28 protein-coding genes and 4 tRNA genes are annotated in these 24966 nt (G+C 68.5%); 11 read left to right on the top strand and 21 right to left on the bottom strand.

Annotated features, from left to right (window positions below):
- Positions 1–64: 64 nt before the first annotated feature.
- The 12 genes from ACWDU4_RS17155 to ACWDU4_RS17100 all read right to left on the bottom strand — a co-directional run bounded on the left by ACWDU4_RS17155 (position 65) and on the right by ACWDU4_RS17100 (position 5950).
- Positions 65–349 (bottom strand): hypothetical protein, encoded by a 285-nt coding sequence (locus ACWDU4_RS17155; RefSeq protein ID WP_450115108.1) that lies wholly within the window; start codon positions 347–349, stop codon positions 65–67.
- Positions 346–1071 (bottom strand): hypothetical protein, encoded by a 726-nt coding sequence (locus tag ACWDU4_RS17150; RefSeq protein ID WP_450115107.1) that lies wholly within the window; start codon positions 1069–1071, stop codon positions 346–348. Before ACWDU4_RS17150 ends, ACWDU4_RS17155 begins: the two co-directional genes overlap by 4 nt.
- 152 nt (positions 1072–1223) lie before the next feature.
- Entirely contained in the window at positions 1224–1655 is a 432-nt protein-coding gene (locus tag ACWDU4_RS17145; RefSeq protein WP_450115106.1) for a hypothetical protein, read from the bottom strand.
- A complete protein-coding gene (locus tag ACWDU4_RS17140; RefSeq protein WP_450115105.1) occupies positions 1652–1984 on the bottom strand; it encodes a hypothetical protein in 333 nt (110 codons plus the stop codon). Before ACWDU4_RS17140 ends, ACWDU4_RS17145 begins: the two co-directional genes overlap by 4 nt.
- On the bottom strand, positions 1984–2154 hold the full coding sequence (locus tag ACWDU4_RS17135) for a hypothetical protein (RefSeq protein ID WP_450115104.1): 171 nt from the start codon (positions 2152–2154) through the stop codon (positions 1984–1986). The genes ACWDU4_RS17140 and ACWDU4_RS17135 overlap by 1 nt, the downstream gene beginning before the upstream one ends.
- A complete protein-coding gene (locus tag ACWDU4_RS17130; RefSeq protein ID WP_450115103.1) occupies positions 2151–2534 on the bottom strand; it encodes a hypothetical protein in 384 nt (127 codons plus the stop codon). The genes ACWDU4_RS17135 and ACWDU4_RS17130 overlap by 4 nt, the downstream gene beginning before the upstream one ends.
- Positions 2531–2710 (bottom strand): hypothetical protein, encoded by a 180-nt coding sequence (locus ACWDU4_RS17125; protein ID WP_450115102.1) that lies wholly within the window; start codon positions 2708–2710, stop codon positions 2531–2533. The genes ACWDU4_RS17130 and ACWDU4_RS17125 overlap by 4 nt, the downstream gene beginning before the upstream one ends.
- 292 nt (positions 2711–3002) lie before the next feature.
- A complete protein-coding gene (locus ACWDU4_RS17120) occupies positions 3003–3377 on the bottom strand; it encodes a DUF732 domain-containing protein (RefSeq protein ID WP_450115101.1) in 375 nt (124 codons plus the stop codon).
- A gap of 30 nt (positions 3378–3407) precedes the next feature.
- Positions 3408–3677, bottom strand: coding sequence for a helix-turn-helix domain-containing protein (locus ACWDU4_RS17115; protein WP_450115100.1), 270 nt, complete (start codon positions 3675–3677; stop codon positions 3408–3410).
- Positions 3678–4046: 369 nt separating this feature from the next.
- Positions 4047–4122, bottom strand: a tRNA-Lys gene (locus tag ACWDU4_RS17110).
- Positions 4123–4136: 14 nt separating this feature from the next.
- Complete coding sequence (locus ACWDU4_RS17105) at positions 4137–5522, bottom strand: MFS transporter (protein ID WP_450115099.1); 1386 nt, start codon at positions 5520–5522, stop codon at positions 4137–4139.
- The gene (locus ACWDU4_RS17100; protein WP_450115098.1) at positions 5519–5950 is read right to left on the bottom strand and encodes a MarR family winged helix-turn-helix transcriptional regulator; all 432 of its coding nucleotides are present in this window, start codon (positions 5948–5950) and stop codon (positions 5519–5521) included. Before ACWDU4_RS17100 ends, ACWDU4_RS17105 begins: the two co-directional genes overlap by 4 nt.
- A gap of 201 nt (positions 5951–6151) precedes the next feature.
- Here ACWDU4_RS17100 and ACWDU4_RS17095 point away from each other — a divergent pair, with 201 nt between their 5' ends.
- The 6 genes from ACWDU4_RS17095 (at position 6152) to aztD (ending at position 9919) form a co-directional block, all read left to right on the top strand.
- Positions 6152–7165: a magnesium transporter CorA family protein gene (locus tag ACWDU4_RS17095; protein WP_450115097.1), complete on the top strand. Its 1014-nt coding sequence runs from the start codon at positions 6152–6154 to the stop codon at positions 7163–7165.
- Between the two features lie 245 nt (positions 7166–7410).
- On the top strand, positions 7411–8112 hold the full coding sequence (locus tag ACWDU4_RS17090; protein WP_450115096.1) for a ScbR family autoregulator-binding transcription factor: 702 nt from the start codon (positions 7411–7413) through the stop codon (positions 8110–8112).
- Between the two features lie 81 nt (positions 8113–8193).
- Positions 8194–8266: transfer RNA gene (locus tag ACWDU4_RS17085), tRNA-Glu, on the top strand.
- A gap of 97 nt (positions 8267–8363) precedes the next feature.
- A tRNA-Asp gene (locus tag ACWDU4_RS17080) sits at positions 8364–8437 on the top strand.
- A 36-nt stretch (positions 8438–8473) separates the two neighbouring features.
- A tRNA-Phe gene (locus tag ACWDU4_RS17075) sits at positions 8474–8547 on the top strand.
- Between the two features lie 148 nt (positions 8548–8695).
- Positions 8696–9919, top strand: coding sequence for a zinc metallochaperone AztD (aztD, locus tag ACWDU4_RS17070; RefSeq protein ID WP_450115095.1), 1224 nt, complete (start codon positions 8696–8698; stop codon positions 9917–9919).
- A gap of 58 nt (positions 9920–9977) precedes the next feature.
- Here the strand turns inward: aztD and katG are convergent, their stop codons facing one another.
- The 3 genes from katG to ACWDU4_RS17055 form a co-directional block, all read right to left on the bottom strand.
- Positions 9978–12203, bottom strand: coding sequence for a catalase/peroxidase HPI (gene katG, locus ACWDU4_RS17065; RefSeq protein ID WP_450115094.1), 2226 nt, complete (start codon positions 12201–12203; stop codon positions 9978–9980).
- 337 nt (positions 12204–12540) lie between these two features.
- Positions 12541–13749 carry a globin domain-containing protein gene (locus ACWDU4_RS17060; protein ID WP_450115093.1) on the bottom strand — a complete coding sequence of 403 codons (1209 nt, stop codon included), beginning with the start codon at positions 13747–13749 and terminating at the stop codon, positions 12541–12543.
- An 86-nt stretch (positions 13750–13835) separates the two neighbouring features.
- On the bottom strand, positions 13836–14735 hold the full coding sequence (locus ACWDU4_RS17055; protein WP_450115092.1) for an RluA family pseudouridine synthase: 900 nt from the start codon (positions 14733–14735) through the stop codon (positions 13836–13838).
- A 256-nt stretch (positions 14736–14991) separates the two neighbouring features.
- Here ACWDU4_RS17055 and ACWDU4_RS17050 point away from each other — a divergent pair, with 256 nt between their 5' ends.
- Entirely contained in the window at positions 14992–16962 is a 1971-nt protein-coding gene (locus ACWDU4_RS17050) for a CocE/NonD family hydrolase (protein ID WP_450115169.1), read from the top strand.
- A gap of 116 nt (positions 16963–17078) precedes the next feature.
- Positions 17079–17222 (top strand): hypothetical protein, encoded by a 144-nt coding sequence (locus tag ACWDU4_RS17045; protein ID WP_450115091.1) that lies wholly within the window; start codon positions 17079–17081, stop codon positions 17220–17222.
- A 79-nt stretch (positions 17223–17301) separates the two neighbouring features.
- Here ACWDU4_RS17045 and ACWDU4_RS17040 read toward each other — a convergent pair whose 3' ends face one another.
- On the bottom strand, positions 17302–18438 hold the full coding sequence (locus tag ACWDU4_RS17040) for a Gfo/Idh/MocA family protein (RefSeq protein ID WP_450115090.1): 1137 nt from the start codon (positions 18436–18438) through the stop codon (positions 17302–17304).
- Between the two features lie 82 nt (positions 18439–18520).
- Here ACWDU4_RS17040 and ACWDU4_RS17035 point away from each other — a divergent pair, with 82 nt between their 5' ends.
- Together ACWDU4_RS17035 and ACWDU4_RS17030 are read left to right on the top strand one after the other, a co-directional pair.
- On the top strand, positions 18521–19399 hold the full coding sequence (locus tag ACWDU4_RS17035; protein WP_450115089.1) for an oxidoreductase: 879 nt from the start codon (positions 18521–18523) through the stop codon (positions 19397–19399).
- A gap of 13 nt (positions 19400–19412) precedes the next feature.
- Positions 19413–19937: a VOC family protein gene (locus tag ACWDU4_RS17030; RefSeq protein WP_450115168.1), complete on the top strand. Its 525-nt coding sequence runs from the start codon at positions 19413–19415 to the stop codon at positions 19935–19937.
- A 12-nt stretch (positions 19938–19949) separates the two neighbouring features.
- Here the strand turns inward: ACWDU4_RS17030 and ACWDU4_RS17025 are convergent, their stop codons facing one another.
- The 4 genes from ACWDU4_RS17025 to ACWDU4_RS17010 all read right to left on the bottom strand — a co-directional run bounded on the left by ACWDU4_RS17025 (position 19950) and on the right by ACWDU4_RS17010 (position 21891).
- Positions 19950–20372, bottom strand: coding sequence for an organic hydroperoxide resistance protein (locus ACWDU4_RS17025; protein WP_450115088.1), 423 nt, complete (start codon positions 20370–20372; stop codon positions 19950–19952).
- A 23-nt stretch (positions 20373–20395) separates the two neighbouring features.
- Positions 20396–20851, bottom strand: coding sequence for a MarR family winged helix-turn-helix transcriptional regulator (locus ACWDU4_RS17020; protein WP_450115087.1), 456 nt, complete (start codon positions 20849–20851; stop codon positions 20396–20398).
- 146 nt (positions 20852–20997) lie between these two features.
- A complete protein-coding gene (locus tag ACWDU4_RS17015; RefSeq protein ID WP_450115086.1) occupies positions 20998–21396 on the bottom strand; it encodes a DUF7144 family membrane protein in 399 nt (132 codons plus the stop codon).
- A 120-nt stretch (positions 21397–21516) separates the two neighbouring features.
- Positions 21517–21891, bottom strand: a complete 375-nt coding sequence (locus ACWDU4_RS17010) for a hypothetical protein (protein ID WP_450115085.1) — start codon at positions 21889–21891, stop codon at positions 21517–21519.
- Positions 21892–22318: 427 nt separating this feature from the next.
- Here ACWDU4_RS17010 and ACWDU4_RS17005 point away from each other — a divergent pair, with 427 nt between their 5' ends.
- The gene (locus ACWDU4_RS17005) at positions 22319–23911 is read left to right on the top strand and encodes a DUF2235 domain-containing protein (RefSeq protein ID WP_450115084.1); all 1593 of its coding nucleotides are present in this window, start codon (positions 22319–22321) and stop codon (positions 23909–23911) included.
- A 69-nt stretch (positions 23912–23980) separates the two neighbouring features.
- Here ACWDU4_RS17005 and ACWDU4_RS17000 read toward each other — a convergent pair whose 3' ends face one another.
- A complete protein-coding gene (locus tag ACWDU4_RS17000; RefSeq protein ID WP_450115083.1) occupies positions 23981–24928 on the bottom strand; it encodes a hypothetical protein in 948 nt (315 codons plus the stop codon).
- Positions 24929–24966: the final 38 nt, after the last annotated feature.

Genomic DNA, 24966 nt, shown 5'->3' with positions numbered 1-24966 from the left:
GATCTGCTCGGCTGAGTTCTCGGGTGGGGTGGAGGGCTGGGGCATGACCTTCTCCTGTCGGTGGTTACGGGCGGTGGGGGCCGAGGAAGACGTGGACGGGGCGACTGGGGCCGTCGACGGTCGCGATGTACTTGCCGCGGGCCGGGAGGAATCCGGTGTCGTCGGGGACGACGTGCACAGCGATGGTCATCGGGATCGTCGCGGTGACGCCGTGGATAACGACCAACTGCAGAACACCGGTGTCGGTGCAGCGGCGGGCGCTCACGACGTCGGAGCCGAGCGGGACCCGGATCGATTGCCCTTCGGGCAGCTCGTCGTAGACGGAGACGGTGCGGATCGTCTTCTTCACGCGGTGGTCTCCTGGCTGGTCGGTGCGGGGAGTCGTCGGGTCCAGGCGTCGCGCCAGGCGGCGATCTTCTCGTCGGCGTCCTTGTCCCGAGGGATGGGCATGATCGCGCCGAGGAACGACTCACCGCAGCGGATGAGCAGACCCCTCGAGGTGGTTGTCGCTTCGACGTGCACCGGTTCCTTGTACGAGGTCGAGGCGACTTTGAAGCGGGCGAGGTACACGCCGGCGAACGCGACGTTCTCGAGCAGTGCGGGGTGTCCGCTGTGGATCTTGGCGATCAGCTGTTCGATCACGGGGAACGCGTCGTCGGAGTCGAATCGGGGCAGCGTCAGGGCGCGGCCGTCGATCAGGCCGGACGAGTCGGTGATGGTGACATGCTCGGGGGTGGAGTCGATGCGCAGCAGGAACTCAGGCTCGTCGCCAACGTCTTTGCCTCCCTTGAGGACCGACAGGATCTGTTTCGCGTCGTCGACGTGAAGGTCGATGACCTCCACCCACGGCAGGTCGGTTTCTTCGCGGTCGGAGGTGTTCAGGTGCGCGACGACGGACACGATGGACAGCCCGGCGGTGAACCGGTCGGTCGCGGTGATGGTGACGTTCTCGGGTCCTATGTCGATGCGTACCCGGCACAGCGAGGGGAGCTTGTCGCTGGTGCACGCGTGGATCAGCACTGAAGCGAGTCCGGCTCGGAAGTCGTTGGTACCGACAAGGATCGATGCCATCTAGCAGTCCTCCAAGGGTGGGAGTGGGAGTTCGTACTGGCCGGGTGTGGCGGGCTGCCCTATGGGCGGGTCGACCCAGCGGTGGATCTGGTTGCGACGGTCCGGGGAGAGGGAGTGCCACCAGTCGTCGGCGCTCGCGCACGGTTGGGTGGTCACCAGAGCGTCAGTTCTTCTGCCGCCGTGGGTACGTCGGTGTGGGCGATGATCCGGGCCGCGAGTGCGGCCTCGACGTCCCTTTCTGCCTTACGGTTTCGGCGGGCTTCGGCACGCAGCTCGGTGGGCAGGGATTCGACCCATCGGGTGATCTGGGCCCAGGTGACCGTCGCGGCGTGTGCTGGGTCGTCGCGCTTCCGATCCCGTAGGTAGTCGCCGCTCGAAGTGATGGCGATGCCCCACGGGTAGGTCGACCGCCATGTGCCGGCGGGCCAGTCGCCCAGGACGGACCCGAATCCTTGGCCTTCGCGGATGTGCTTGCACCAGTACTCCGGCATGTCGGCGAGGGCGAGGATCTTCCAGGCATCCAGTTCGGCGAGCAGGCGACGCTGGTCGTCGGTGATCACAGCCGCATGGCAGGTGGCGCTCAACGGGTTCTCCTCGCAGCGGGGCGTGATCGACCGAGGTCGAGGGTCAGGTGGGCTGGCTTCGGGTTGTGGGGGCGGAAGGCGTTGCAGGAGTCGCGGTGCCGGATCCACAGCAGCTCGCCGTCTGCGATCGCTGTGTGCAGCGCAGCACCGGTGAGGATCTCGCCGTAGATCGTGGGGCGAGCGGTGGGGCCGTTCTCGTGGACCGGGTGGCGACGGACGGTGCCGAGGCCGGGATCCGGGGACGGGTCGAGTGGCATCCAGGAGTCGTGGGTCATGGACTTCGCCCAGACGATCTGCTGCTGGCAGTGCCGGCACCGCGACTCGCGCATCAGTGGGCCGCCGACACCGGTGCGCGTCGGGCGAGCTTCGCGGCCTCGCAGGCGCCGCAGAGCCCTGTGAGGACGGTGTGCGGGTTCAGCCCGACGTACCGGCCGCAGACGATGCACTCGACTGTTGCGGGGTGCGCGGCCGGGACGTGGCGGTAGCGGCGGGGGCTCATTCGGCGCTCCGTGGCGCGGGGGTGGCAGCGTCGACGAGGGGGAGCAGGCGCCGCTCGAGTGCCTCGATGGATTCGGTGAGGTCGTCGGCGGCCTGGCTGACGCAGAGCAGCCCGGCGTACAGCATTCCGTTGCCGTCGAGGTGCTCGAGGTTCCGGAGCGTGGCGACGAGCTGGTCGGCCCGGCGGATCGCCTGGTTGATGACGGCCCGGTTGCGGTTGCTCGCGTCGACAGCAGCGGACATCGTCTCGGTGTCCTTGCGCTGCTCGGGCGTGAGCCGGACCTGCGGGTCGAGGAGTCGGCGAAGGGACCGGGCCGCGGCGACCGCGCTCTCGTACGAGTCGGCCGGGGCCTGGGTGGGGGTGTCAGGTTGGGTGCTCACATCGCACCGCCCGAGACGATGCGGCCGGCGGGAAGGTCGAAGGGGTGCGCGCTGGCGAACTCGGCGCGCTTCGCGGCGATCGTCTCGCACCATTCGCGGGCACGGCGGGCGATGTCATCGAGGACGACGTAGCCGACGACATCGACGGCGGTCATGTCGGTCGTGTTGCGCCGCACGGGGCCAGGAGACTGCGACGTTCCTGGTGTACGGCGTACAACGCTGGGCGCACGTAGGCTCTGGATGCTCATCTGGGGTGCTCTCTTCCTGGTGAGTGGACGGGCCACACGTGCAAGGTGTGGCCCGTCATTCCCTTTTCGGGGGGCTGGGGTGGCCCCCGCGCGCCGTAGCTACGAAGCCGTCGCAGCGGGGGCCGCTCCTTCCCTCGCTGCGACAGCGGCGCCGTGAGCAGCGAGGGAAGTGGGTGTCGCCCACCTGCGCCGGGGGGTGGAGCGCAGGCAGTCGACGGTCTCAGGGGCGCAAGTCGGGGCAGTACGCCGCGGTTGCGGCACCGGTGAAGTACCCGGCCCGTGAGGGCAGCCACCCGGCGACGCCGGCCGCTGCGCGGTACGCGCCGAACTCGGCGCCATCGGAGCGCAGCAGGCACACCGCCAGCGCCGTGGAGACCGCGGTGTGGGGGGATAGATATTCGATGCCCTCGTGGTCGAGCGCGCCGAGGAAAAGTTCGTCCCGTGCAGTGAGGTCGTCCCACGTCATCGTCGGGAGCGTGAACTGTGTTGCCGGCGCCGCGAGCACCGGGGCACTGCAGCTCGTCGCGGTGAGTGCTCCCAGCGCGGCCACGACAGCCGCGATCCGGGTTGCCGAATGCCTTCGAGTCAGGTTCATCGGGAGCCTCCTGGGTGTCGGGTTGGGGAGTCACGCCGCGCGCGAAGCGGCGAGTAGATCGGTCACGGGAACCTCGAAGATTTCCGCTAGTCGGAGCAGCTCGTCGACCGTGAATGGGGACTCTCCGGAGAGGCGCCGTGACATCGACGATTGAGAGATCCCGAGTCGACTCGCCAGGGCGGACTGGGAGATCCTGCGGCGTGCCATCAGCGCCCGTACCTCTTCGCCGATCCCGCCTTGGTGGGTTGTTTGACTCACGAGAGAAACTGTTACCCATGTGTGGGTAAGTGTCAAGAACATTTGCCCACACGCGGGTAATTTCTTCGTCAGTCGGGCGCGGCTATGCGCTTACGGGTAGACGTACCCGCTGGGTGCATATATCGTCTTCCGCATGACCACGGTTGTAGAAATGCCGGACCGCACAACGGTCCGAGGGCGAGTGGCGATGGAGGTGCGCGCCCAGATGGGGCGCGTGCGAATCAGCGCGAACCGACTGGCGTCTCTCGTGGGAATGTCCCAGTCGACGATGAGTCGGAGACTTGCGGCCAAGGCGCCGAAGGATGCCTTCACGGTCGAGGAGCTCGAGCACGTCGCGGCGGCGCTGCACACGTCAGTGGAGGCGTTCTTCGGAATTGAGAACCCCCGCCAGGATGGACCTGACGGGGGAGTTGGTGCCCCCTCTCGGGCTCGAACCGAGGACCTGCGGATTAAAAGTCCGTAGCTCTACCAACTGAGCTAAAGGGGCAGTGCTGCTGAAGTCTAGTGCGCGCGTAGTGAACGCGAGAACAGCACCCCCGCCAGCAGGACCGCACCGATGGCCGCGATGGCCGCCCCGGTGCGGTGCAGGCCCGGGTCGGTGGCGCCGCCGTACATCGTGACCTCGATGACGACCGCGGCCAGGTTGGCGCCGACGTACTGGACCGTCCGGTACATCCCGATGGCCGTTCCGACGTCCCGGACACCGGTCGCGGCGTTGACCAGGTTCTGGTTTCCCATGTTGTTGAAGCCGTTGGGGATGCCGACGATCGCGGCGACGACCAGCATCAGCCACACCGGGGAGTTCGAGTCCTCGACCAGCGCGAGCAGCAGCCCGCCGGCCAGCAGCCCGGTCGTGCCGACGAGCAGCGTGCGGCGGGCGCCGTACCGGCCGTAGACGCGCGAGGCGGTCATCGTCGCGAACACCCCGACCCCGGCGACGGGCAGCATCATCAACCCGGCCTCGGCCGGCGAAAGCCCGCGGCCGCCCTGTAGCCACTGCGGCAGCCCGAAGAAGACGCAGTAGAACGCGGTGTAGGTGACCAGTGTGCGGGCGAGGGTGGCGCTGAGCACGCCGTTGGACGCCAGCGCCCGCACGTCGATGAACGGTGCCGCGCAGTGCGCCTCCCAGCCGACGAACGCCACCCACGCGATGGCCGACACGCCCGCGGTCCACCACCGCGGGGTCGTTGTCAGCGACAGCAGGAACAGCATCAGCGTCGACGTGCCGATCACGAACAGAACCGTCCCGGCCGGGTCGAGCGACCGCAGGACCTCGGCGGCACCGTGGCCGGCCCGGCGCGGGCCGTCGGGTGGAGCGACGGTGAGTACCCAGATCGCGCTGATCGCGACGACCGGAAGGTTGACCCACATGATCGACTGCCAGCCGAACGCCCCGACGAGCAGACCGCCGAGCGTCGGCCCGAGCGCCACCACGACCTGCGCGCAGGCCGCGAGCGTGGCGATGGCCGTCCGAGGCGCGGCGCCGTGCCGGTCGGCGTACTCGCGGACGATCGTCATGGCGGTCGGGTACTGGGTGGCGGTCCCGAGTCCGAGCAGCACCCGGGCGGCGATCAGCCAGCCCAGGCTCGGTGCAAGCGCCCCTGCGATGGCGCCGATCGCGATCAGTGCCAGGCCGGCGAGGTAGACGCGCCGCGCACCGAACAGGGCGCCGAGGCGGCCGGCGGTCGGTGCGGCGACGGCGGTCGCGATGTACAGCGCGGAGATCACCCACGCGGTGCCCGCCGTGGAGCCGAAGTGTGCGCCGATCCCGACGATCGCGACGGCGATCATCGACGAGTTCAGCGGTTGCAGAATGGTGCCGGACCCGAGACCGATGCTCAGCCGGCGGGGGACCGCGCGCTCGCGGACGTCGACGGTCGAGGTCACGAGCGTTGCTCTCCCAGTCTGCCCAGGATCCGGCCCGCGATGTACAGCAGTTCCCGCTCGGCTTCGGTGCAGTCCGCTTCCAGGGCGTCCGCGAGCCAGCGGGTGCGGCGCTCGCGGTCCGCGGCAAGGACTGCCCGGCCGTGGTCGGTGAGGCTGATCAGGCTGGCGCGCGCGTCGGTGGGGTCGGAACGGCGTGCGATCGCGCCGGCGTCCTCCAGCAGTGTCACGGTCCGCGAGATCGACTGTGGGGTGACCTGTTCGTGCGCGGCGAGGGTGGACGCCGTCATCGGTCCGCCGCGTTCGAGGTGCCCGAGGGCTTGCAGCTGGGACGGCGTGAGCATGTGCTCGGCGCGTTGCGCGCGGAGTCGGCGGAAGAAGGTGGCGATGTTCTCGCGGAGTTCGATCGCCGCGTCTCCGGTGTCGGTCATCGATCGCCTCGGTCCGTGTTGGTGTGTCCAGATCAATTCAGGTTAGCTGAATTGTTCCGAGCCAAATTCTGCCGATTTTCTGGACTGTATCGAAAGAAGTAGAAAGCAAGACTGAGTATATGCGTCGCGGGCTCGGATCGGTTCCGCCGGCACCCCGCGGGCACGGGCGAAGATGGGGTGGATCGACGATGCGGAGGGCCGATGGAGTCAACTGGGGTGCAGGTGTCGTGCGGGATTCGCAACCGTCTGTACGTCGACGGAGTGCTGTCGGGCACCGATCTGCCGCTGGACGAACTCGCCGCGCATCGCGCCGACGAGAACGCGCTGATCTGGGTGGACCTGCTCGCGCCGTCGGTTGCGGACATCGTCGCGCTGTCGCCGCTGGTCGGTGGTGAGGTCGAGTTGCATCCGCTCGCTGTCGAGGGCGCGATCTCGGGCAGGCAGCGGCCGCGGCTGGTCCGGTTTCGCGACCACAGCCTGCTGCACACCCGCGCGGTGCACTTCGACGCGACGACCGACCGCCTCACAGGCACCGACATCTCGGTCTTCATCCTGACTCGGGCTCTGATCACGATCCGCGGCGACGATCGGTTCTCGCTCGACCCGATCCTCGCCGACTGGGACGACAACCCGGACCTGACGACATACGGCGTGGGGTTCCTGCTGCACAGCGTGCTCGACAATCTGGTCGACGGCTATTTCGAGGCGATCGACGCCCTCGACGACCGGATCCAGTTACTGGAGGACGAACTGCTGCTCGGCTCGGGGCGGAAGAACGCCGTGCAGTTGCGGAGCTTCGTGTTGCGCAAGGCGGTGGCCCAGCTCGGCCGGGCGGTGCTGCCGATGAACGAGGCGTTCAGTGCCCTGTTGCGGCAGGGGGTCCACGTGCTGGACGGCAGTCTGGTGCCGTACTACCAGGACGTCTACGACCACACCCTGCGGGCGACCGAGCGGATCGACGGCTTGCGCGACACGATCGAGTCGATTCTCGCGACTCATCTTGCCATGCAAGGAAATTCGCTCAACGAGATCATGAAGAGGTTGACGGCCTGGGCGGCGATCATCGCGATTCCGACCGGCGTCACCGGCTACTTCGGGCAGAACATCCCGTTCCCCGGGTACGGCGAGCCGTCGGGCTTCTGGTTCAGCGTCGCGCTGCTTTTGGGATTGGGGCTCGGCCTGTGGTGGAACTTCCGGCGGAGGGGCTGGTTGTGACCGCCTCGGTGGTTGGGTAACTCGGGTGCGCACCCCCCTCCGGCGCACCCGAGTCACTCAAAGCGTACCACTCGGTGTGTTATCGCTCGGCCAACCCTACTGGCCGGTAAGGAGCATACCTGTTCGACCCCCGTGCGGCGATGTGTCCAATCCGCCGTGCCCGGGGTTAGTGTTGTTCGAGGTCTTCTGTGGCCTGTCGGGGCGCACTACACGACTTGCAGGTTTCGGAGGCGAGACAAGCTCACATGGCACGTCAACAGGAACGCGCGCGACGGACCCGCGCAGCGATTGTCGAGGCCGCGGCGGTCGAATTCGCTCGGCGCGGCTATGCGGCGGCATCGGTGAACACCATCCTCGAGGGCTCACACGCGACCAAGGGCGCGATGTACTTCCACTTCGAGTCGAAGGAGGATCTCGCGCGGGCGGTGTTGACCGCTGCGCTCGAGAAGTACACCGAGTCCACCGACCGCTGGAGGAGGGTCGACGCGGATCCCTTCCAGGTGCTGCGCGCGATCATCGTCGAGCTGGCCGATCGATTCGCCGCGGAGGTGATCGTCCAGGCCGAATTCCGGCTGATCATCGAGCCGGAGTTCTACTCCGACGTGCGTGCCGGAGGCAGCCAGGTGTGGGGGCACACCGCGCACGAGCTGGTGTTGCGGGCTCAGCGGGAGGGGCACCTGCGGCCGGGTGCCGACCCGGTCGTGTTCTCGCGTGTGCTCGGGGCCTGCCTGGCCGGCCAGCGCTACATGCTCGACATGTCCACCGACAGCACCGGCCTGCGGGAGCGGTTCGAGGAGGCGTTCGAGGTGCTGCTGCAGGCCATGGCGTCCGAGGAGTGGCTGGAGAACTGGCGTCGCGAAGGCTGGCAGGACCTCACCCCGCTGGCCGAGGCGGCTGCCGAGAGTGTCGAAAACGAGCCGAAAACCGGCGATGACCAGCCGATTTGAGTTCTGCGAAAGATGTGTCCTAAGCTATGCGAGCTCCCAACGGAACAGCCGTTGAGGGTACTTGCCGGAGAGATTCGGCGGGCCCCCTTCGTCTAGCGGCCTAGGACGCCGCCCTTTCAAGGCGGTAGCGCGGGTTCGAATCCCGTAGGGGGTACGGATTTTGGAAGTAGCGGGTTCGCCTGCTAGGTTTCAAACCGAGCAAGACCGAGAGCCACAAGCCAGTGGTTCTCAAGAAAAAAGAGGTACAGCAAGGCCCTGTGGCGCAGTTGGTTAGCGCGCCGCCCTGTCACGGCGGAGGTCGCGGGTTCGAGTCCCGTCAGGGTCGCTTCACAAGCGATGGCATTCGGTTCGGGTGCCGCCCGGCCAGGTAGCTCAGTTGGTACGAGCGTCCGCCTGAAAAGCGGAAGGTCGCCGGTTCGATCCCGGCCCTGGCCACGAGGTCATGAAAACGGCCACCAGGTCATGAAACTCCCAACTCGTTTCGAGTTGGGAGTTTTCTGCATTTCGGGGTTCCGCCGCACCCATCGGTTTATGCGCATAGAAGTCTTTGACAATGATTTTCATGAGCGGCGAAGCTGTTGGCATGACGAAGACACTCCACACCCTCGCCTCGGTGACGGTGCTCACAGCCGTGTTGTCGGGATGCTCCGCCGCCGCCGACGAATCCGGACCCGTGTCGGCCACCGCCACGTCGGCACCCGCCGAGCAGCCCTCGCCGCAGCCGCGACTGGCACTTTCCTACGAGGGCGGGGTGATGGTGGTCGACGCGACCACCCTGCGGGTCGTCGACACCCTGCCCGTCGACGGGTTCACCCGCCTCAATCCCGCCGGAGACGGCCGGCACGTGCTGGTCACGGCCGGGTCGCAGTTCCGGGTGCTCGACACCGGAACCTGGTCCCAGACGCACGGTGACCACGCCCACCACCGCACCGCCGCGCCCGGGGTCGCGGACTGGGCGTTCGACGCGGACGAGCCGGGGCACGTCGTCCGCCACGCCGGGCGCACCACCCTGTTCGCGGACGGGTCGGGCGAGGTCGTGTCCTTCGATCCCGCCGACCTCGCCGCGGGCAGGCCGGACGTCGACGAGTACTCGGTCCCCATCCCGCACCACGGGGTCGCGGTCACCCTTCCCGACGGTGGGCTGATCACCACGATCGGCGACGACAAGGCCCGCACCGGCATCGTCGTGCTCGACCGCGACCGCCGCGAGATCGCGCGCAACGAGCAGTGCCCGGGCGTGCACGGGGAGGCGGCGGCCGCCGACGAGACGTTCGTGTTCGGCTGCCAGGACGGCATCCTCGTCGTCCGGGACGGTGTGATCACCAAGGTGCAGAGCCCGGACGCGTACGGACGCATCGGAAACCAGGCCGGCAGCGAGGCCTCGCCGATCGTGCTGGGGGACTACAAGACCGACCCGGGTGCCGAGCTGGAACGGCCGCAGCGGGTGATGCTCGTCGACACCGTGGCACATCGAATGACGCCGGTCGATCTCGGGGCCAGCTACAGCTTCCGGTCGCTCGGCCGCGGGCCGGACGGCGAGGGCGTGGTGCTCGGCACCGACGGGGCCCTGCACGTGATCGACCCCGAGTCCGGCGCGGTGAGCCGCCGGATCGCGGTGGTCGACCCGTGGACGGAACCGGAGCGCTGGCAGGATCCGCGGCCGACCCTGTTCGTCGAGGGCGCGACCGCCTACGTCACCGACCCGGCCCGCAACGCGCTCACCGCGGTGAACCTGCACACCGGCGAGGCGGTCGCGACGACGGAGCTGCCCGAGACGCCGAACGAGATGACCGGCGTCACCGGCTGACGGCACGACCGGGCCCCCGGCTGAAGATCGAACCGGGGGCCCGGCGAGCACGTGCCGATCAGGCGAGGTCGAACCGATCGAGGTTCATCACCTTCGTCCAGGCCGCGACGAAGTCCGTCACGAACTTCTGCTTTGCGTCGTCGGCGGCGTACACCTCGGCGAGCGCCCGCAGCTGCGAGTTCGAGCCGAAGATGAGATCGACGGCGGTTGCGGTCCACTTCGTCTCTCCGGTGGCACGATCGCGACCCTCGTACACGTTTTCCCCGGACTCGGCGGCCGACCACTCCGTTCCCATGTCGAGGAGATTGACGAAGAAGTCGTTGCTCAACGCCCCGGGCCGGTCGGTCAACACGCCGTGCTTGGTGTCGCCGTGGTTGACGCCGATGCCGCGCAGACCACCGACGAGCACCGTCGCCTCGGGGGCGGTCAGGTTCAGCATGTAGGCCCGATCGAGCAGCAACCGCTCCAGCGGGGCCTTCTCCCCGGTCCGGGCGTAGTTGCGGAATCCGTCCGCCCTGGGTTCCAGCACCGCGAACGACTCCACGTCGGTCTCGTCCTGGGAGGCGTCGGTCCGGCCCGGTGTGAAGGGGACCGTGATGTCGAACCCGGCGTCCTTGGCCGCCTTCTCGACGCCCGCGGATCCGGCCAGCACGATCACGTCGGCCAGTGAAACCTTCTTGCCTCCGGAGGCCGAGCCGTTGAAGTCCTGCGCAATCCGCTCGAGTACGGGCAGCACGTCGGCGAGCCCGGCCGGGTTGTTGACCTCCCAGTCCTTCTGCGGCGCGAGGCGGATCCGCGCACCGTTGGCCCCGCCGCGCTTGTCGGTGCCTCGGAAACTGGCCGCCGCGGCCCATGCGGTCCCGACCAGTTGCGCGACCGACAGGCCGGACTGCAGCACCTTGCCCTTCAGGTCCGCGATGTCCTTGTCGTCGATCAGCGGGTGGTCGACGGCGGGAACCGGGTCCTGCCACAGCTGGGGCTCCGGAACCCAGGGGCCGAGGTAGCGGGTGACCGGTCCCATGTCGCGGTGCAGCAGCTTGTACCAGGCCTTGGCGAATTCCACGGCCAGCTCTTCGGGATGATCCAGCCAACGTCGGGTGATCTCCCCGTAGATCGGGTCCACCCGCAGCGTGATGTCGGTGACCAACATCGTGGGGGCGCGTCCCGGACCGCCGAACGGATCGGGGATCGTGCCCGCGCCGGCGCCGTCCTTCGCCACGTATTGCCAGGCTCCGGCCGGGCTCTTGGTCAGCTCCCACTCGTAGCCGTAGAGCGTTTCGAGGAAGGTGTTGTCCCACTTGGTCGGCGTCGGCGTCCACACCACCTCGATGCCGCTGGTGATCGCGTCCTTGCCCACTCCGGTGCCGTAAGCGCTCTTCCAGCCGAGTCCCTGCTGCTCGAGCGGCGCGGCCTCCGGTTCCGGTCCGACGAGGGCGGCGTCACCGGCGCCGTGGGTCTTGCCGAAGCTGTGACCGCCGACGATCAGCGCGGCGGTCTCGACGTCGTTCATCGCCATTCGGCCGAAGGTCTCGCGGACGTCCTTGCCTGCGGCGAGCGCATCGGGTTTCCCGTTCGGCCCCTCCGGATTGACGTAGATCAACCCCATCTGAACCGCGCCAAGGGGATTGTCGAGGTCGCGTTCGCCGCTGTATCGCTCGTCGCCGAGCCACGTGTCCTCCGGCCCCCAGTAGATTTCCTCCGGTTCCCAGATGTCCTCCCGACCGAAGCCGAAGCCGAAGGTCTCGAAGCCCATCGACTCCAGCGCGCAGTTGCCGGCGAAGACCAGCAGGTCGGCCCACGAGATCTTCTGGCCGTACTTCTGTTTGACCGGCCACAGCAGCCGACGAGCCTTGTCCAGGCTCGCGTTGTCGGGCCAGCTGTTGAGTGGGGCGAAGCGTTGGGCGCCCTGACCGCCGCCACCGCGGCCGTCCGCGATGCGGTAGGTGCCCGCGGCGTGCCAGCTCATCCGGATGAAGAGCGGTCCGTAGTGTCCGTAGTCGGCGGGCCACCAGTCCTGGGAGGTGGTCATCACCTCGAAGACGTCACGTTTGAGTGCGTCGACGTCGAGGCCGGCGAATGCCTCGGTGTAGTCGAAGTTCTCGCCGAGGGGATTGGCGCCGGGCGTCTGTCGGTCGAGGACGCGCAGGTCGAGTTGGTTCGGCCACCAGTCCCGGTTCGTCTGCGGTCGGTGCGCCTGGGGGGTGGGAGACGCGATCGCCGGATTCTCGCTTTCGCTGCGATCGGCGCGGGGTTCCTCGGCGATGGGCTTGGTTTCTTCGGACACGGCATTCCTTCCGGGAGGGGGTGAATCGACGTGTGCTCAGGTGTGCGGTCTCGACGAGAACGAACCTTCGAGAAGCGTGTCCGCATAGGCCGGGTGTACCGGGGCCGCCTCCATCGCCGCGACCCGTGGAGGGGCCGTCCGTGGACCTGCGTCACGCAGCGGTGCTGCGTGGTCCGGCATCGAGGACACATAGTCAATATGGCACTTTTCTGGAATCAGTCAACACTTTGACGGGCCACGAATTGGTCGTGTCACCGGCGGAAAGCGCCGCGGCCCCCGGCTCGAATAGAGCCGGGGGCCGCGGGAGTTCACCGGCGGGGTCTCGCCGGATGGAGCGTCAGATCGAGGCGGTCCAGCTGTCCGGACCGAACACCTCGTAGTGGATCGACGCCGCCGGCACCTGCCGCTCGAGGAGCGATTCCCGCACCGCGAGCATGAACGGCATGGGGCCGCACAGGTACACCTGGGTGCCGTCGGCGATGTCCACCGACGCCAGGTCGGCCAGCCCGAGGTGGAGGGTGGCGTCCTGTTCGCGCTGCCCGAGGTCCTCGTACCAGCGGTGCATGGTGGCGAACGGGATCCGCTGCACGAGCTCGGTGAGCTCCGCCCGGTGGGCGTGCCGGCTGGGGGAGCGGTCCGCGTGCAGGACCGAGACCTGCCGTTCGTCGGCGGTGGTCGCGAGGTGGTGGAGGATGCCGATCATCGGAGTGCACCCGATGCCGGCGGAGACCAGCAGCAGCGGGGCGTCGCTCTCCTCGAGCACCAGGTCGCCGAAGGGTAGCGAGACCTGCAGGACGTCGCCTTCGAAGACGTTGTCGTACAGGAAGTTCGAGACCTCTCCTGCCGGCGAGGTGGCGGTCGCCGCGACCGCCTTGACGCTGATCTGCCAGTCGTCCGCGGTGGGAGATCCGACCAGGCTGTACTGCCGGATCTGGCGGGCTCCGTCCGGGAGTGTGACGCCGACCGAGATGTACTGGCCGGGAAGGTAGTCCGGCAGTGGGTGGCCGTCGGCCCGGCTCAGGACGAACGAGGCGGTGTCGGCGGACTGCAGGACCCGCCGGCTCACCACGACCTTCCGCCAGACATCCCCGTCTTCCACCCCGGCATCGGTGTAGAGGCCGTGTTCCATCGCGATCAGGGTGTCGGCCATGAGCCAGTAGAGCTCGTCCCAGGCCGCGGCGACCTCGGGGGTGACGGCGGCGCCGAGCACCTCCACGATCGCCTCGAAGAGGTACTTGTGCACGATCTGGTACTGGTCGGCGGTGATGCCGAGCGAGGCGTGCTTGTTCGCGATGCGCGACATGATCAGGTCGGTGCTCGCGGCGTCGCCGCCGACCTGCATCGCGGCGAAGGCGGCGATCGAACCGGCCAGCGCCTTCTGCTGCTGGCCCTGCTGCTGGTTGCCGCGGTTGAACAGGTCGCGTTCGAGCTCCGGGTGGGCCGCGAACATCTTCTTGTAGAAGAGCGGGGTGATGTCCTCGATGGCTGCCCCGACGACGGGAAGGGTGGCTCGGATGACTTCGGTGGACGCTGCGGAGAGGCTCATGACCTGACGGTATTAATCTTGCATTTGAGATGCAAGATAGTGTGACGCAGTCCACTACGGCATGTAGTAGTCGATGACGGTACTGGTCAGCGCCACGCGGCGAGGCGTCGGCGGCTGGTGAAGGTGCGGGGGCGTCCGCTCAGGGGGTCGGTGAAGGTCAGCGACCGGGCGAGCAGTTGGAGCGGGTTCGAGTAGTCGTCCGGGGCGATGTCGTGCAGCGTCGGATAGAAGTTGTCCCCGACGATCGGGATGCCGAGCGAGTTCAGGTGCACCCGCAACTGGTGCATCTTCCCCGTGTGTGGCAGCAACCGGTACCGGGCCAACTCGCCGCGGGACTCGATCAGATCGACCCGGGTCTCCGCATTCGGTTCGCCGGGTACCTCGACGCACCGGAGCTCGCCGTCCGGCTTGACGATGCGGCTGCGGACGGTCCGGGGAAGGGCGAGGCCCGGATCGAACCCGGCGATCGCCTCGTACTCCTTGCGAATCTGCCGGTGCGCGAACAACTCCTGATAGGCGCGGCGCACCTGTGGACGGACCGTGAACACCAGTACTCCCGCGGTCGCCCGGTCCAGTCGGTGTACGGGCGTCAGGTCCGGCAGGTCGAGGTCGCGGCGCAGCCGGACCAGCGCCGACTCCACCACGTGCCGGCCACGGGGTGTGCTGACGAGGAAATGTGGCTTGTCGACGACGAGGAGATCCTCGTCGCGGTGCAGGATCTCCACCTCGAACGGCACCCGCGGCTCGACGGGTGGGTCTCGGTACAGGTAGACGAAAGTGTGTGCCCGATAAGGAGTGTCGCAGGTTATCGGGGTCCCGTGCTCGTCGACGACCTCGGTGGCGTCGACCTTCTCCCGCAGTCGGGTCGTGTCATCCGGGAACCGGTCGAGGAGGTAGTCGAGCACCGTCGGCCAGGTGCCGTCGGCGGGCAGCCGCAACCGCGTCGGGTTGAGGCCGTCGCGCACGGGCAGTGGAGCGGAGGACACGTGAGAACCGTATGCGGCTCCGCCACCCTTGCGTGAATTTCTCCCCAGAGGGCTCCACCCGACCGGGGTGAAACATGCACGGACCGGAGGCATTGACGCTGTAACCGGTCACCGCTACCCTCCGGTAGGTTTGTGGCGCCGGTCACCGGTCTGGGTGGGCCGGGTCGCCTTCCTGACACGAGGGGGTTGTCGGTTGCGCGTGCGTACGAGGTTCCGATGGGGGTCGTTGATCACCGTCCTCGCGGTGGGGGTGGGCATGGCGGTGAGCCCCGCCGTCGCCGCCGCCGATCCGTCCGGTGGCACCGCCGCGCAGCGGTGGCAGGCCACCGCTGACGAGGCGCCGCAGTATCCCGGGATCGCGATCGAGTGGGACGTGCCGATCACGATGAGCGACGGCACCGTGCTGCGGGCCAACGTCTATCGCCCCGCGGACGCGCAGGGACGCGCCGTCGACGAGAAGCTGCCGGCGATCCTCAACGTCACCCCGTACACCAAGCTCATGAGCGCAGTCTCCGACGCGGGCCTGTCGCTTCCCGGGGTGGACGCCACGCTGGTGCCCTTCCTGAACCAGCTCAACCTGACCGGTACTCCGCTCGACGGGCTTCCGGAGCTGACCGGGCTGGTCGCGAGCGGCGGCATGAAGGCGTTCGGCGTCAACCGGCCCCTGGTGCAGAGCGGGTACACGCAGGTCGTCGTCGACGCCCGCGGCACCGGATTCTCCCAGGGCGTGTGGGACGTGCTCGGGCCGCGCGAGCAGCAGGACAGCGTGGAGATCATCGACTGGGCGAGCAGGCAGCCGTGGTCCAACGGTGCGGTCGGGATGGGTGGGGTCTCGTACTCCGGTATCAACTCCGTCCAGGCCGCCGGACACCGGCCGCAGGCACTGCAGGCGATCTTTCCCGTGGAACCGGGCAACGATCTCCTTCGCGACATCGTCGGTACCGGCGGCGGGCTCGGCGTCGGTTTCATGCCGCTGTGGCTGACTCTGGTGAACGGAACGAAGCTCATTCCCAACGCGCAGGACATCCTGCACGGCACCATCGATCAGAAGTGGCTCGCCGATCGCCTCGCCGACCCTGCCGTCAAGATCCCCGAGCTCGTGCAGGCGGTGACGGCGCCGACCGTCGACGAGGTCACCCCGTCCACCCTCGACGTCGCGCAGGACGGGCCGTTCTATCAGCAGCGGCTGGCCGACCTGGACAACATCACCGTGCCGACCATGGTGTTCGGTGGCTGGCACGACATCTTCGCCAACAGTGAGCCGCGGATCTACAACGGCATCAACCTGCCGCCCGGCCGCAAGCAGCTCGTCATGGGCGACACCTATCACCTGAACCCCGGCCAGGGCTTCGGCACCGCCGGCGCGCCGCCCCGGATCGACGTCCTCGAGCGGGCCTGGTTCGACAAGTGGCTCAAGGGGATCGACAACGGCATCGACGAGTACGGCCCGGTGACACTGTGGCAGCAGGGCGGCGGCTGGACCACCACCGACCAGTTCCCCCGTGCGGGATCGGATTACCAGCGCCTGTATCTGTCGGCGGCACCCAGCGGAACCGCCGGGCACAGCGTGCACGACGGCAGCCTGGTCGCGCAGGCGCCCGGTGACAGCACCCGGCTCACGGTCGCGCCCGGCGTGCGTGGTTTCTGCTCGCGGGACTCCGCGCAGGGAACCGCCGGAGTCACCGTGATCCTGGGCAGCGTGTGCAGCAAGGACTCCCGGATCCAGGAGGGCGACGGTCTGACCTTCACCGGCGCGCCGGTCACCGAACCGACCGCGATCTCCGGCCCGATCAACGTGCACCTCAACACCGTTCACGACGCGCCGGACGGATTCTGGGCGGTGACCGTCAACGACGTCGCGCCCGACGGCACCTCGACCGTTGTCACCAGCGGTGCCCTCACGTCGTCGCTGCGTGCGGTGGACGACGCGAAGTCCGGGAAGGCGCCGAATGGCGACTACACCGACACCCGTCATCACCTGACCCTGGCGCAGCGGCAGCCGACGGTGCCGGGGCAGCCCACGGTCCTCGACGTGAACATGGTGCCCACCGATGCGGTCCTCGCGCCGGGGCATCGGCTGCGCGTGGACGTGTACGCACTCAGCGTGCCTCGGTACCTGCCGCTCGGTCCGATGCGCGCCGACGGCGGGCTCCTCCCGCAGCACCTGCAGTTGGACCCGGCGCAGCCGAGCTTCGTGACCTTCCCGACCCTTGGTGTTGAACACTAAATCCTCTGCATCGGAGTTCCTTTCGTTTCGGTTCTGTGATCGGGCGATCTGCGGTAGCGTCCTCCGGCAAAGCCGGTGCCGACGGGCGGCAACGGCCACACGAAATGGAGATGGGTATGGCCCTGGGTTTCATCGCCGACGAGACCACCGACGAGACCGGGGGCGGCGGTTCGTCCCTCACCACGATCATCGACCTGCTCAACTGGATCGCGAGCATGACCCAGGCCGGTGGGGTCACCGCCCCCCAGATCCCCGTGTAGACGGGCTGGGGGAAGCCGATCGTCGCAGGGGCGCGGAGTGATCCGCGCCCCTACCGTCGTTTTGTGGACGGCTTCCGCGTCAGTCCAGGTCGGTCAGCCGCACCGAGCGACGCTCGGCCGCTGAGATCCGAATCGCATCCAGGACAGCCTGCCCGGCCACTCCGTCCTCGAAGGTGGCCGGTCGCGGCTCGCCCGCGCCGACCGGCTCGCCGAGGATGCGGCGCCGGAAGGCGTCCGCGAGCCGGGTGTACGGCGCGCGGTCGATCCCGGAGGCGTGAAGCCAGTCGTACGTGGTGGAGAACAGGTCGAACGGCGGCGGTACCGGTGCCCCGGACATCAGGTCGTCCGGCATCGGTACTTCGTGGTCGCCGCTCGCGTCGGCGCGGCGGACCCGGTCCCCGTCGAGCCACAGCGTGCCGGCCGTTCCCGCGACCCGGGTCGTCATCATCATCGGTCCCCAGGCGCCGACGGTGCTCTGCAGTACCCCGTCCACACCGGTGACCGTCCGGAAGTGGACCGTGAACGAGTCCTCGGCGGTCTGTCCGCGATCGGCCACGACCGGAAGCCCTGCGCTGACGGTGTCGAATTCGCCGAGCGTGCAGCGGATCTGGTCGATCATGTGGGTGCCCTGCGCCCCGAGCCACCCGCCGCCGGAGGCTCCGTCCGTCCACCAGTCCGGCGCCTCGGCGCCGTCGGCGGCGAACATCGGCAGGTGCAGCAGCAGAGTGGCCAGTTTGGGCGTGCCGATCACCCCTGCCTCGATCTGCCGGGCCAGTAGCGCCTGGGGCTGCGCGTACCTGAACTCGGTGCCCACCTGGTGCACCACGCCCGCGCGTTCCGCCGCGTCGAGCATCTTGCGTGCCTGCGACAGGTCCGCGGCGAACGGCTTCTCGCAGACCACGTGCAGGCCGTGGCCGACCGCCTCGATCACCAGGTCGGCATGGGTGTGTGGGGGAGTGGCGACGGTGACGGCGTCGATCTCGGTCAGCGACAGCGCCTCCTCGAGCGAGGTGGCCGCATGCGGAATGCCGAACCGCTCCGCCCGCGCGGCGGTGCGCTCCCGATCGCGGCCGATCAGGACTCGAACCTCGAAGCCAGCGTCGCGGAAGGCGGGAACGTGGGTGATGCAGCCGAATCCGGTGCCGATGACGGCGAGTCCGAGTGATCGACCAGGGCTGAGCGGTCCGGTTGTCCGGCTGTCTTGGGCGTCGGTCATGCGAGGGGACGATAGCCGCTTCGTATCCCGCTCGGAGGAACTTCCCGTCTCCCGGGACGGGTCACCGACGTAGGCTGGCGACATGGGGAAATGGACCACTCGCGACATCGCCGACCAGACCGGCCGCACGTTCGTGGTGACCGGTGCGAACAGTGGGCTCGGGGCGGAGGCGGCGACGGCGCTCGGTGCTGCCGGTGCGACCGTGATCCTGGCCTGCCGCAACGTGGACAAGGCCGCCCCGGTGGCCGCGCGCATCGGCTCCAACGCACAGGTCAGACGCCTGGACCTCGCCGACCTCGCGTCGGTGCGCGAGTTCGCGGACGGCGTCGAGCAGGTCGACGTGCTGATCAACAACGCCGGCATCATGGCGGTGCCGAAGTCCACCACCGTCGACGGCTTCGAGTCGCAGTTCGGCACCAACCACCTCGGACACTTCGCCCTCACCGGACTGCTCCTGGACCGGATCGCCGACCGGGTGGTGACCATGTCGAGTCTCATGCACCGGATGGGCGCGATCAACCTCGACGACCCGAACTGGCGGCGCCGCCGCTACAACCGGTGGGCGGCGTACGGACAGTCGAAACTGGCGAATCTGATGTTCGCCTACGAACTCGACCGTCGGCTGACGGCGTCGGGATCGAAGGTGAAATCGCTTGCCGCGCATCCCGGGTACGCGGTGACCGGGCTGCAGAGCCACACCAAGTCGTTCTGGGACCGGTTGATGGTCGTCGGAAACCTGTTCGGGCAGAGCGCCGCGATGGGTGCCCTGCCCGAGTTGTACGCGGCGACCGACGGGTCGGTGACCTCCGGCAGTTACGTCGGCCCGAACGGTCCGTTCGAGCAGCGCGGGTACCCGAAGGTGGTGGGTTCGTCCGGCCGGTCCCACGACCGGGCCGTCGCGGCGTCGCTGTGGGGCGAGTCGGAACGGTTGACCGGCGTCACCTACCGGTTCGAAAAGTAAGAGGAGCAAAGTGATTCGTCGTCTGAACCATGCCGTCCTGTTCGTCTCCGATCTGCAGCGCAGCCTCGCGTTCTACCGCGATGTGCTTGGCTTCCGTCCGCTGCCGGGCGGGTTCGCCGGGGCGGCGTTTCTGCAGGCCTCGGATTCGGCCAACGACCACGACCTCGGGCTGTTCCAGAGCCCGAACGGCCCCGGGGTGCGCCGGCCGGGCGACGTCGGTCTCTACCACCTGGCGTGGGAGGTGGGCACTCTGGCCGAACTCCGGACGATGGCCGAAAAGCTCGGTGCCGCAGGTGCACTGACCGGTGCGAGCAACCACGGCTCGACGAAGGCGCTGTACGCGAGCGATCCCGACGGCATCGAGTTCGAGGTGTGCTGGCTGGTTCCCGACGACCGGATCGAGGAGGAACTGGTACCAGGGATGCCGCCGACCCGGCCGCTGGACTTCGCCGCCGAGATCGATCGCTACGGAGCCGACACCCTCGGCGGACCGCGCGAAGACCCGGCCGTGTGGCAGCGAATCTTCGCGGGCCGCTGAGGGCCGACGAGCTCAGTCCTCCGTGACGAGGACGGTGACGTCGATGTTCCCGCGGGTGGCGTTCGAGTACGGGCACACCTGGTGTGCCTTGTCGGCGAGCTCCTGTGCCTGATCGCGCGACAGGTGCGGCAGCGACACCTCGAGGGTCACCGCGAGTCCGAAGCCGCCGCCCTCGATCTGGCCGATGTCGACGCGGGCGCCGACCGCGGAGTCGGTGACGTCGGCGCCGGCCTGGCGGGCCACCATCCGCAGTGCGGAGTGGTAGCAGGCCGCGTAGCCGATCGCGAACAGCTGTTCCGGGTTGGTGCCCTCGCCGGTGCCGCCCATCTCGACCGGGATCGCGAGGGTCAGGTCGAGGCGCCCGTCGGAGCTGCGGCCCTGGCCGTTGCGGCCGTCGCCGGTGACGAGGGCTTCGGCGGTGTAGATGGCTTCCATTCGATTCTCCTTGCGGTGTCGGGTTATTCGGGTGAAACGTTCGGTTGCGCCGCTTCGCGCAGAGCGGCGGTGAGGCGCTCGAGGGTCGACCGCAGTGCGATGGCCTCCTCGGCCGGCAGTCCGATGCACCCGGCGAGGTGCCGGGGTATGCCCAGTGCGCGTCCGCGCAGCGCCCGCCCGGCGTCGGTGAGGTGGATCTGGACGCGACGTTCGTCCTCCGGCAGCCGGCGCCGCTCGATCAGATCGAGCGTCTCCATTCGCTTGAGCAGCGGGGAGAGGGTGCCGGTGTCGAGGTCGAGTGCGTCGCCGATCTCGCGCACACCGCGCCCGTCGCGCTCCCAGAGCACGAGCAGCACCAGGTACTGCGGGTAGGTGATGCCGAGTTCGTCGAGCAGCGGGCGGTAGACCGCGGTGGTGGCCCGCGACGCCGCGTACAACGCGAAGCACAGCTGATTGTCGAGGGCGAGTTCATCGGTCACCCGCACAAAGGTAGTGCACAGTTTGATTGTGCACAACCTTTCTGCGCGAGGGCATCGGTCTCCGTAGGGGCGCGGACCGCCACTCCCCGGGCAACCGACGACTCGGCCCGCCCCTGACCTGGGACGGGCCGAGTCGCGCAAATGCCTCAGACCGTGGTCGGCTTCCAGGTCGACACGGCCCAGATCACCACGATGTCGAGAGCGATGATCAGGATCGACCACCACGGGTAGTAGGGAATCCAGAGGAAGTTCGCGATGATCGAGATCGCGGCGACCACGATCGCCGACACCCGCGCCCACCCAGCGCCCGTGAACAGTGCGAAGCCGACCCCTGCGACGATCACACCGAGCACGATGTGGATCCAACCCCAGGTGGTCAGGTCGAACTTGTAGACGTAGTCGATGCCCACCACGAACACTTCGTTCTCGGCGACCGCGGCGATCCCCTGGAAGAACTGGACGATGCCGACGGTCACCATGATGATGGCCGCTCCGAGCGACGTCCCCGCCGCCCAGCCCTGCTTCGTTGACATAGTTTCGGACATGACCGTCCCCTTCCGTAGGACTGATCGATCCTGAGCGCGGGCGGGCGCCCGACGCTCCCATTGTCGGCGACAGTTCGCCAATCCGCCTGTTGGCGAGTCCGGTTCGTGTCCTGACCAAGGTCACGCCCAGGGGACACGCCTGTCCCACCACGGCAGGGTGGCGGGTGCCTCGACTTCGACCGTCGCGTCCCGGTACCGCTCGTCGAGGCGGGTCACCGCCGCGCGGAGACGATGGGCGCCGCGGCCGTCGCGTTGCATGAGGCTCTCCAACCGGTCCCGGGGACCGTCGCCGAGGAGTCGGGCGTCGCACGCGGGGCAATCGGTGAGTTCGCCGCTGATGACGGTCCTGGCGGCGATCGCGTTGTCGATCACCGGTCCCCGTCGCGGGCCGCGTGCGACGGAGCGTTCGGCCGACTCCACCCGTTGACGCCATTGCGCCAGGTAGCGGATCGCCGCGCCGTCCTGACGCGCGGCGCGCGTGCGGTGCCGGTTCACCGGCGAGGAAGGGACGCGGCCCTTTCGTCGAGAGGAGCACGTACTGTGCGCGTGGGTGTGTCGGTCACGCTGTTGCGGTGGCAGCCCGCATCGTCCGGGATGCGGCGTGCGCGTTCGGAGTTCATTTTTCAGCCCCGCACACTCGGCAAGGTCCGAGCGTCGACGCGCTCGGGTGCGGGGTCACCGTGACGGGCAGCGTAACAGGCTCGCCGGAGAATGATGTGGTGTGGCTGCCGGCGGTGAACCCGGTGTTTGCGAAGCCTAACGACCAGTGACAACCGCACATCCGGGAGAGCAGGATGAACGCACCTGCCTTTCAGGGGTTGTCGCCCATGGAGATGGGGATCCGGCAGTCGACGGCCCAGGTCCACGACGGCTTTTCATTACTCCACGGATCTGTCCACTTTCCGGTAGGGGAGGTCGAACGATGCGTCGTCTCGTCATGTGCTGCGACGGCACCTGGAACACGCCGGGCCAGTTGGCGCCTTCGAATGTGCGCCGCTTCTACAGCGCACTGGTGGATACCGCGACGGACGGGGAGGCCGCGACCGACGGGCACGAGCAGTTGACGCAGTACCAGCCCGGGGTGGGGACCACCGGTGGTGGCCTGTTCGGCTGGCTGCTGGGGGGAGCCGCCGGGGTCGGGCTGTCGAGCGACGTGATGGACGCCTACCACTGGCTGACCACCATGTACCGGCCCGGGGACACCATCGCGCTGTTCGGGTTCAGCCGCGGCGCGTTCACCGCGCGGAGCCTCGCCGGGATGATCGCGGCGTGCGGGCTGATCGACACCACCTGCCTGGACGAGGCCGCGACCTGGCGTCAGATCCGGCACGCGTATCTGCGGCGGTACCGGCGCGGACGGGACGCCGATCCGGGCTGGAGCGACGGTCTCCGCTTCACGTACAGCGCCGAGCATCCGGATCGGATCCCGGTGGACTTCATCGGGGTGTGGGACACCGTCGGAGCGTTGGGTGTCCCGGACACGCTCGGGTGGACCAACCTGCTGGACCCGCCGACCCGGTACGCCTTCCACGACGTCAAGTTCAACCGGCATGTGCGGCACGGAAGGCACGCGGTGGCGCTGGACGAGCTGCGGGCACCGTTCACACCGACGTTGTGGTCCGATCTGGAGCCGGGTCAGGACGTGAAGCAGGTGTGGTTCCCTGGCAGCCACATGGATGTCGGTGGCGGGCACCCGCAGACGGGGCTGAGTGATGGTGCGCTGCAATGGATGATCGACGAGTCACACGAGGCGATCGAGCTCGCGTTCCGCGGTGCGGTCGAAAAACAGATCCAACCCGACCCGCTCGGCATGCTGCACGACGACAACCAAGGTATCTACGGCCTGCTCGAGCCGCTGTACGAGCCTGTCCTGCGCTCGCTGATCGAGCCGTTCATGCAGCCGCGGCCCCGCGCCATCCCCAAGATCGACGCGAGCGAGAGAAGCCCATCGGTGCACGAGTCGGTGTACGACCGGCAGGATGAACCACCGATCACCAGCGGCCCGTACCGGACCACCCGGACTCTCGCGCCCGGCGCGTCCGCCACGGTCGCCGTATCCGCCCGCGATCCGTGGAACTGGACCGGCCTCTACCTCGACGCCGGCGAGTACACCTTCGCCGCCACCGGCGAATGGACGGACCAGAACGTCGCGTCCGGCCCGGCCGGCACGACCGGCTGGGCGCGGTTCCATCCCCGGGAGGCCCTCCGCCTGGCCGGCACCGTGCTCGGTCAGGGCGAGCGGTTGTTCCGGCGCGTGACCGGGAACCCGCAGGCCGACTTCCTGCTGGCCCGCCGGGACGAAGACCAGCCGTGGATGTCGCTGATCGGCGTCGTCGCCAACGACGCGATCACCCTCAAGGGTGCGCAGGCCCTGCACGAGCGCATCGCCATCGGTGCGGGAACCAACCACCGGGTGTGCCGCTCCGGATACCTGTACGCGTTCGCCAACGACGCGTGGGGCTTCTACGGCAACAACAGGGGCGGTGTGCACCTCACGGTGACCAGGACGCGGTGACGGCGGTGGTCCCGCGGGGCGACCGAAACAAAGGCCGGCGCGACCACCTCGACCCAGTGAATGGCAGGGTCAGCCGAGAGCCTGCAGGCGGCCCTGCTTCCGGGCCTGCGCCAGTCCGCGCCGTGCCAGAAAGCCGTTGGCCAACAGGATGATCGTCTTGTTCGCCGGTGCCCGGAATCCGGACTCGGTGTGCGGCGCGTACACCGCCCCGTCGTCGGTGACCTCGATCCAGCCGGTGTTCTGGCGGGACTCGAGGCCGATGAGCTGGGCTCCGTAGGAATGCGCGAGCAAGCCGGCGCGGCGGCCGCCGTGAGGAACCCAGGTGGGCACCCGCAGGTGCACACCCGCGGAATCCGCCGACATCACCTCGACCGGGGCGACGGCGGGATATCCGTCTCCCTGCCGGTACGCGAGCAGCACGTGCGGCAGCGTCGCTGCACGTGCGCCGGTCCGTGCGGCATCCACTCGTGGGCCGGTGCCCTTCTTCGGCGGGGTCTGCGGTTCGGCGGGACGGTCGGGCAGCGGCTCACCGAACATCTCCGGTTCGCCCGCCGCGCGTAGGTCCGGCCAGGAGACGACCCGGGACGCCGTCACCGTCACCAGTACCCGATCCTCGTAGTAGGCGTGTAGCCAGCGACTCCAGAACCAGCCCCGTCGCGGTGCGCCCAGGTACGGCTCCGAACGCCGGCCGATGTCCTCGACGGTGGTGGGGTCGGCGTGGGCGTCGAAGTTCGCCTCGCCCTGGACGAGCACGAACCGTCGATTGCTGGTGTCGCCGAGGCCGTGTTCGCGTGCGTGGTAGGCCAGCGCGACCCGGGGATTGTCCCTGATGCGTTCGAGTTTGCGGCCGAAGCCGAGGGAGGTGGTGAAACTGACGGTGCCGCGTTCGCGGTCGCGCGGACCGAATGGCGAGACGCTCGTCACCACCGCACCCCCTGTCGGGGTCAGGCAGGCGAGACCGCAGGTGAGATCGCCGCCGAGGATGTCGTCGACGCCGTCCGACCAGGTGACCGGCATGATGCGAGCCTACCCGCCCCCGATCGGCAGCGGACCGA

Source organism: Rhodococcus sp. NPDC003348, assembly GCF_053589375.1.
The sequence above is the reverse complement of the archived record's forward strand: the minus strand, read 5'-3'. Positions and strand labels throughout refer to the sequence as shown.

Excerpts from the sequence above, each read along its gene's own strand:
- ACWDU4_RS17000 (WP_450115083.1), bottom strand. The coding sequence starts at position 24,928 with ATGCCGGTCACCTGGTCGGACGGCGTCGACGACATCCTCGGCGGCGAT.
- ACWDU4_RS17135 (WP_450115104.1), bottom strand. The coding sequence starts at position 2,154 with ATGAGCCCCCGCCGCTACCGCCACGTCCCGGCCGCGCACCCCGCAACA.
- aztD (WP_450115095.1), top strand. The coding sequence starts at position 8,696 with ATGACGAAGACACTCCACACCCTCGCCTCGGTGACGGTGCTCACAGCC.
- ACWDU4_RS17025 (WP_450115088.1), bottom strand. The coding sequence starts at position 20,372 with ATGGAAGCCATCTACACCGCCGAAGCCCTCGTCACCGGCGACGGCCGC.
- ACWDU4_RS17050 (WP_450115169.1), top strand. The coding sequence starts at position 14,992 with ATGGCGGTGAGCCCCGCCGTCGCCGCCGCCGATCCGTCCGGTGGCACC.
- ACWDU4_RS17100 (WP_450115098.1), bottom strand. The coding sequence starts at position 5,950 with ATGACCGACACCGGAGACGCGGCGATCGAACTCCGCGAGAACATCGCC.
- ACWDU4_RS17040 (WP_450115090.1), bottom strand. The coding sequence starts at position 18,438 with ATGACCGACGCCCAAGACAGCCGGACAACCGGACCGCTCAGCCCTGGT.
- ACWDU4_RS17005 (WP_450115084.1), top strand. The coding sequence starts at position 22,319 with ATGCGTCGTCTCGTCATGTGCTGCGACGGCACCTGGAACACGCCGGGC.
- ACWDU4_RS17120 (WP_450115101.1), bottom strand. The coding sequence starts at position 3,377 with ATGAACCTGACTCGAAGGCATTCGGCAACCCGGATCGCGGCTGTCGTG.
- ACWDU4_RS17140 (WP_450115105.1), bottom strand. The coding sequence starts at position 1,984 with ATGCGCGAGTCGCGGTGCCGGCACTGCCAGCAGCAGATCGTCTGGGCG.
- ACWDU4_RS17150 (WP_450115107.1), bottom strand. The coding sequence starts at position 1,071 with ATGGCATCGATCCTTGTCGGTACCAACGACTTCCGAGCCGGACTCGCT.
- ACWDU4_RS17095 (WP_450115097.1), top strand. The coding sequence starts at position 6,152 with ATGGAGTCAACTGGGGTGCAGGTGTCGTGCGGGATTCGCAACCGTCTG.
- ACWDU4_RS17090 (WP_450115096.1), top strand. The coding sequence starts at position 7,411 with ATGGCACGTCAACAGGAACGCGCGCGACGGACCCGCGCAGCGATTGTC.
- ACWDU4_RS17035 (WP_450115089.1), top strand. The coding sequence starts at position 18,521 with ATGGGGAAATGGACCACTCGCGACATCGCCGACCAGACCGGCCGCACG.
- ACWDU4_RS17060 (WP_450115093.1), bottom strand. The coding sequence starts at position 13,749 with ATGAGCCTCTCCGCAGCGTCCACCGAAGTCATCCGAGCCACCCTTCCC.
- ACWDU4_RS17115 (WP_450115100.1), bottom strand. The coding sequence starts at position 3,677 with ATGTTCTTGACACTTACCCACACATGGGTAACAGTTTCTCTCGTGAGT.
- ACWDU4_RS17045 (WP_450115091.1), top strand. The coding sequence starts at position 17,079 with ATGGCCCTGGGTTTCATCGCCGACGAGACCACCGACGAGACCGGGGGC.
- ACWDU4_RS17015 (WP_450115086.1), bottom strand. The coding sequence starts at position 21,396 with ATGTCCGAAACTATGTCAACGAAGCAGGGCTGGGCGGCGGGGACGTCG.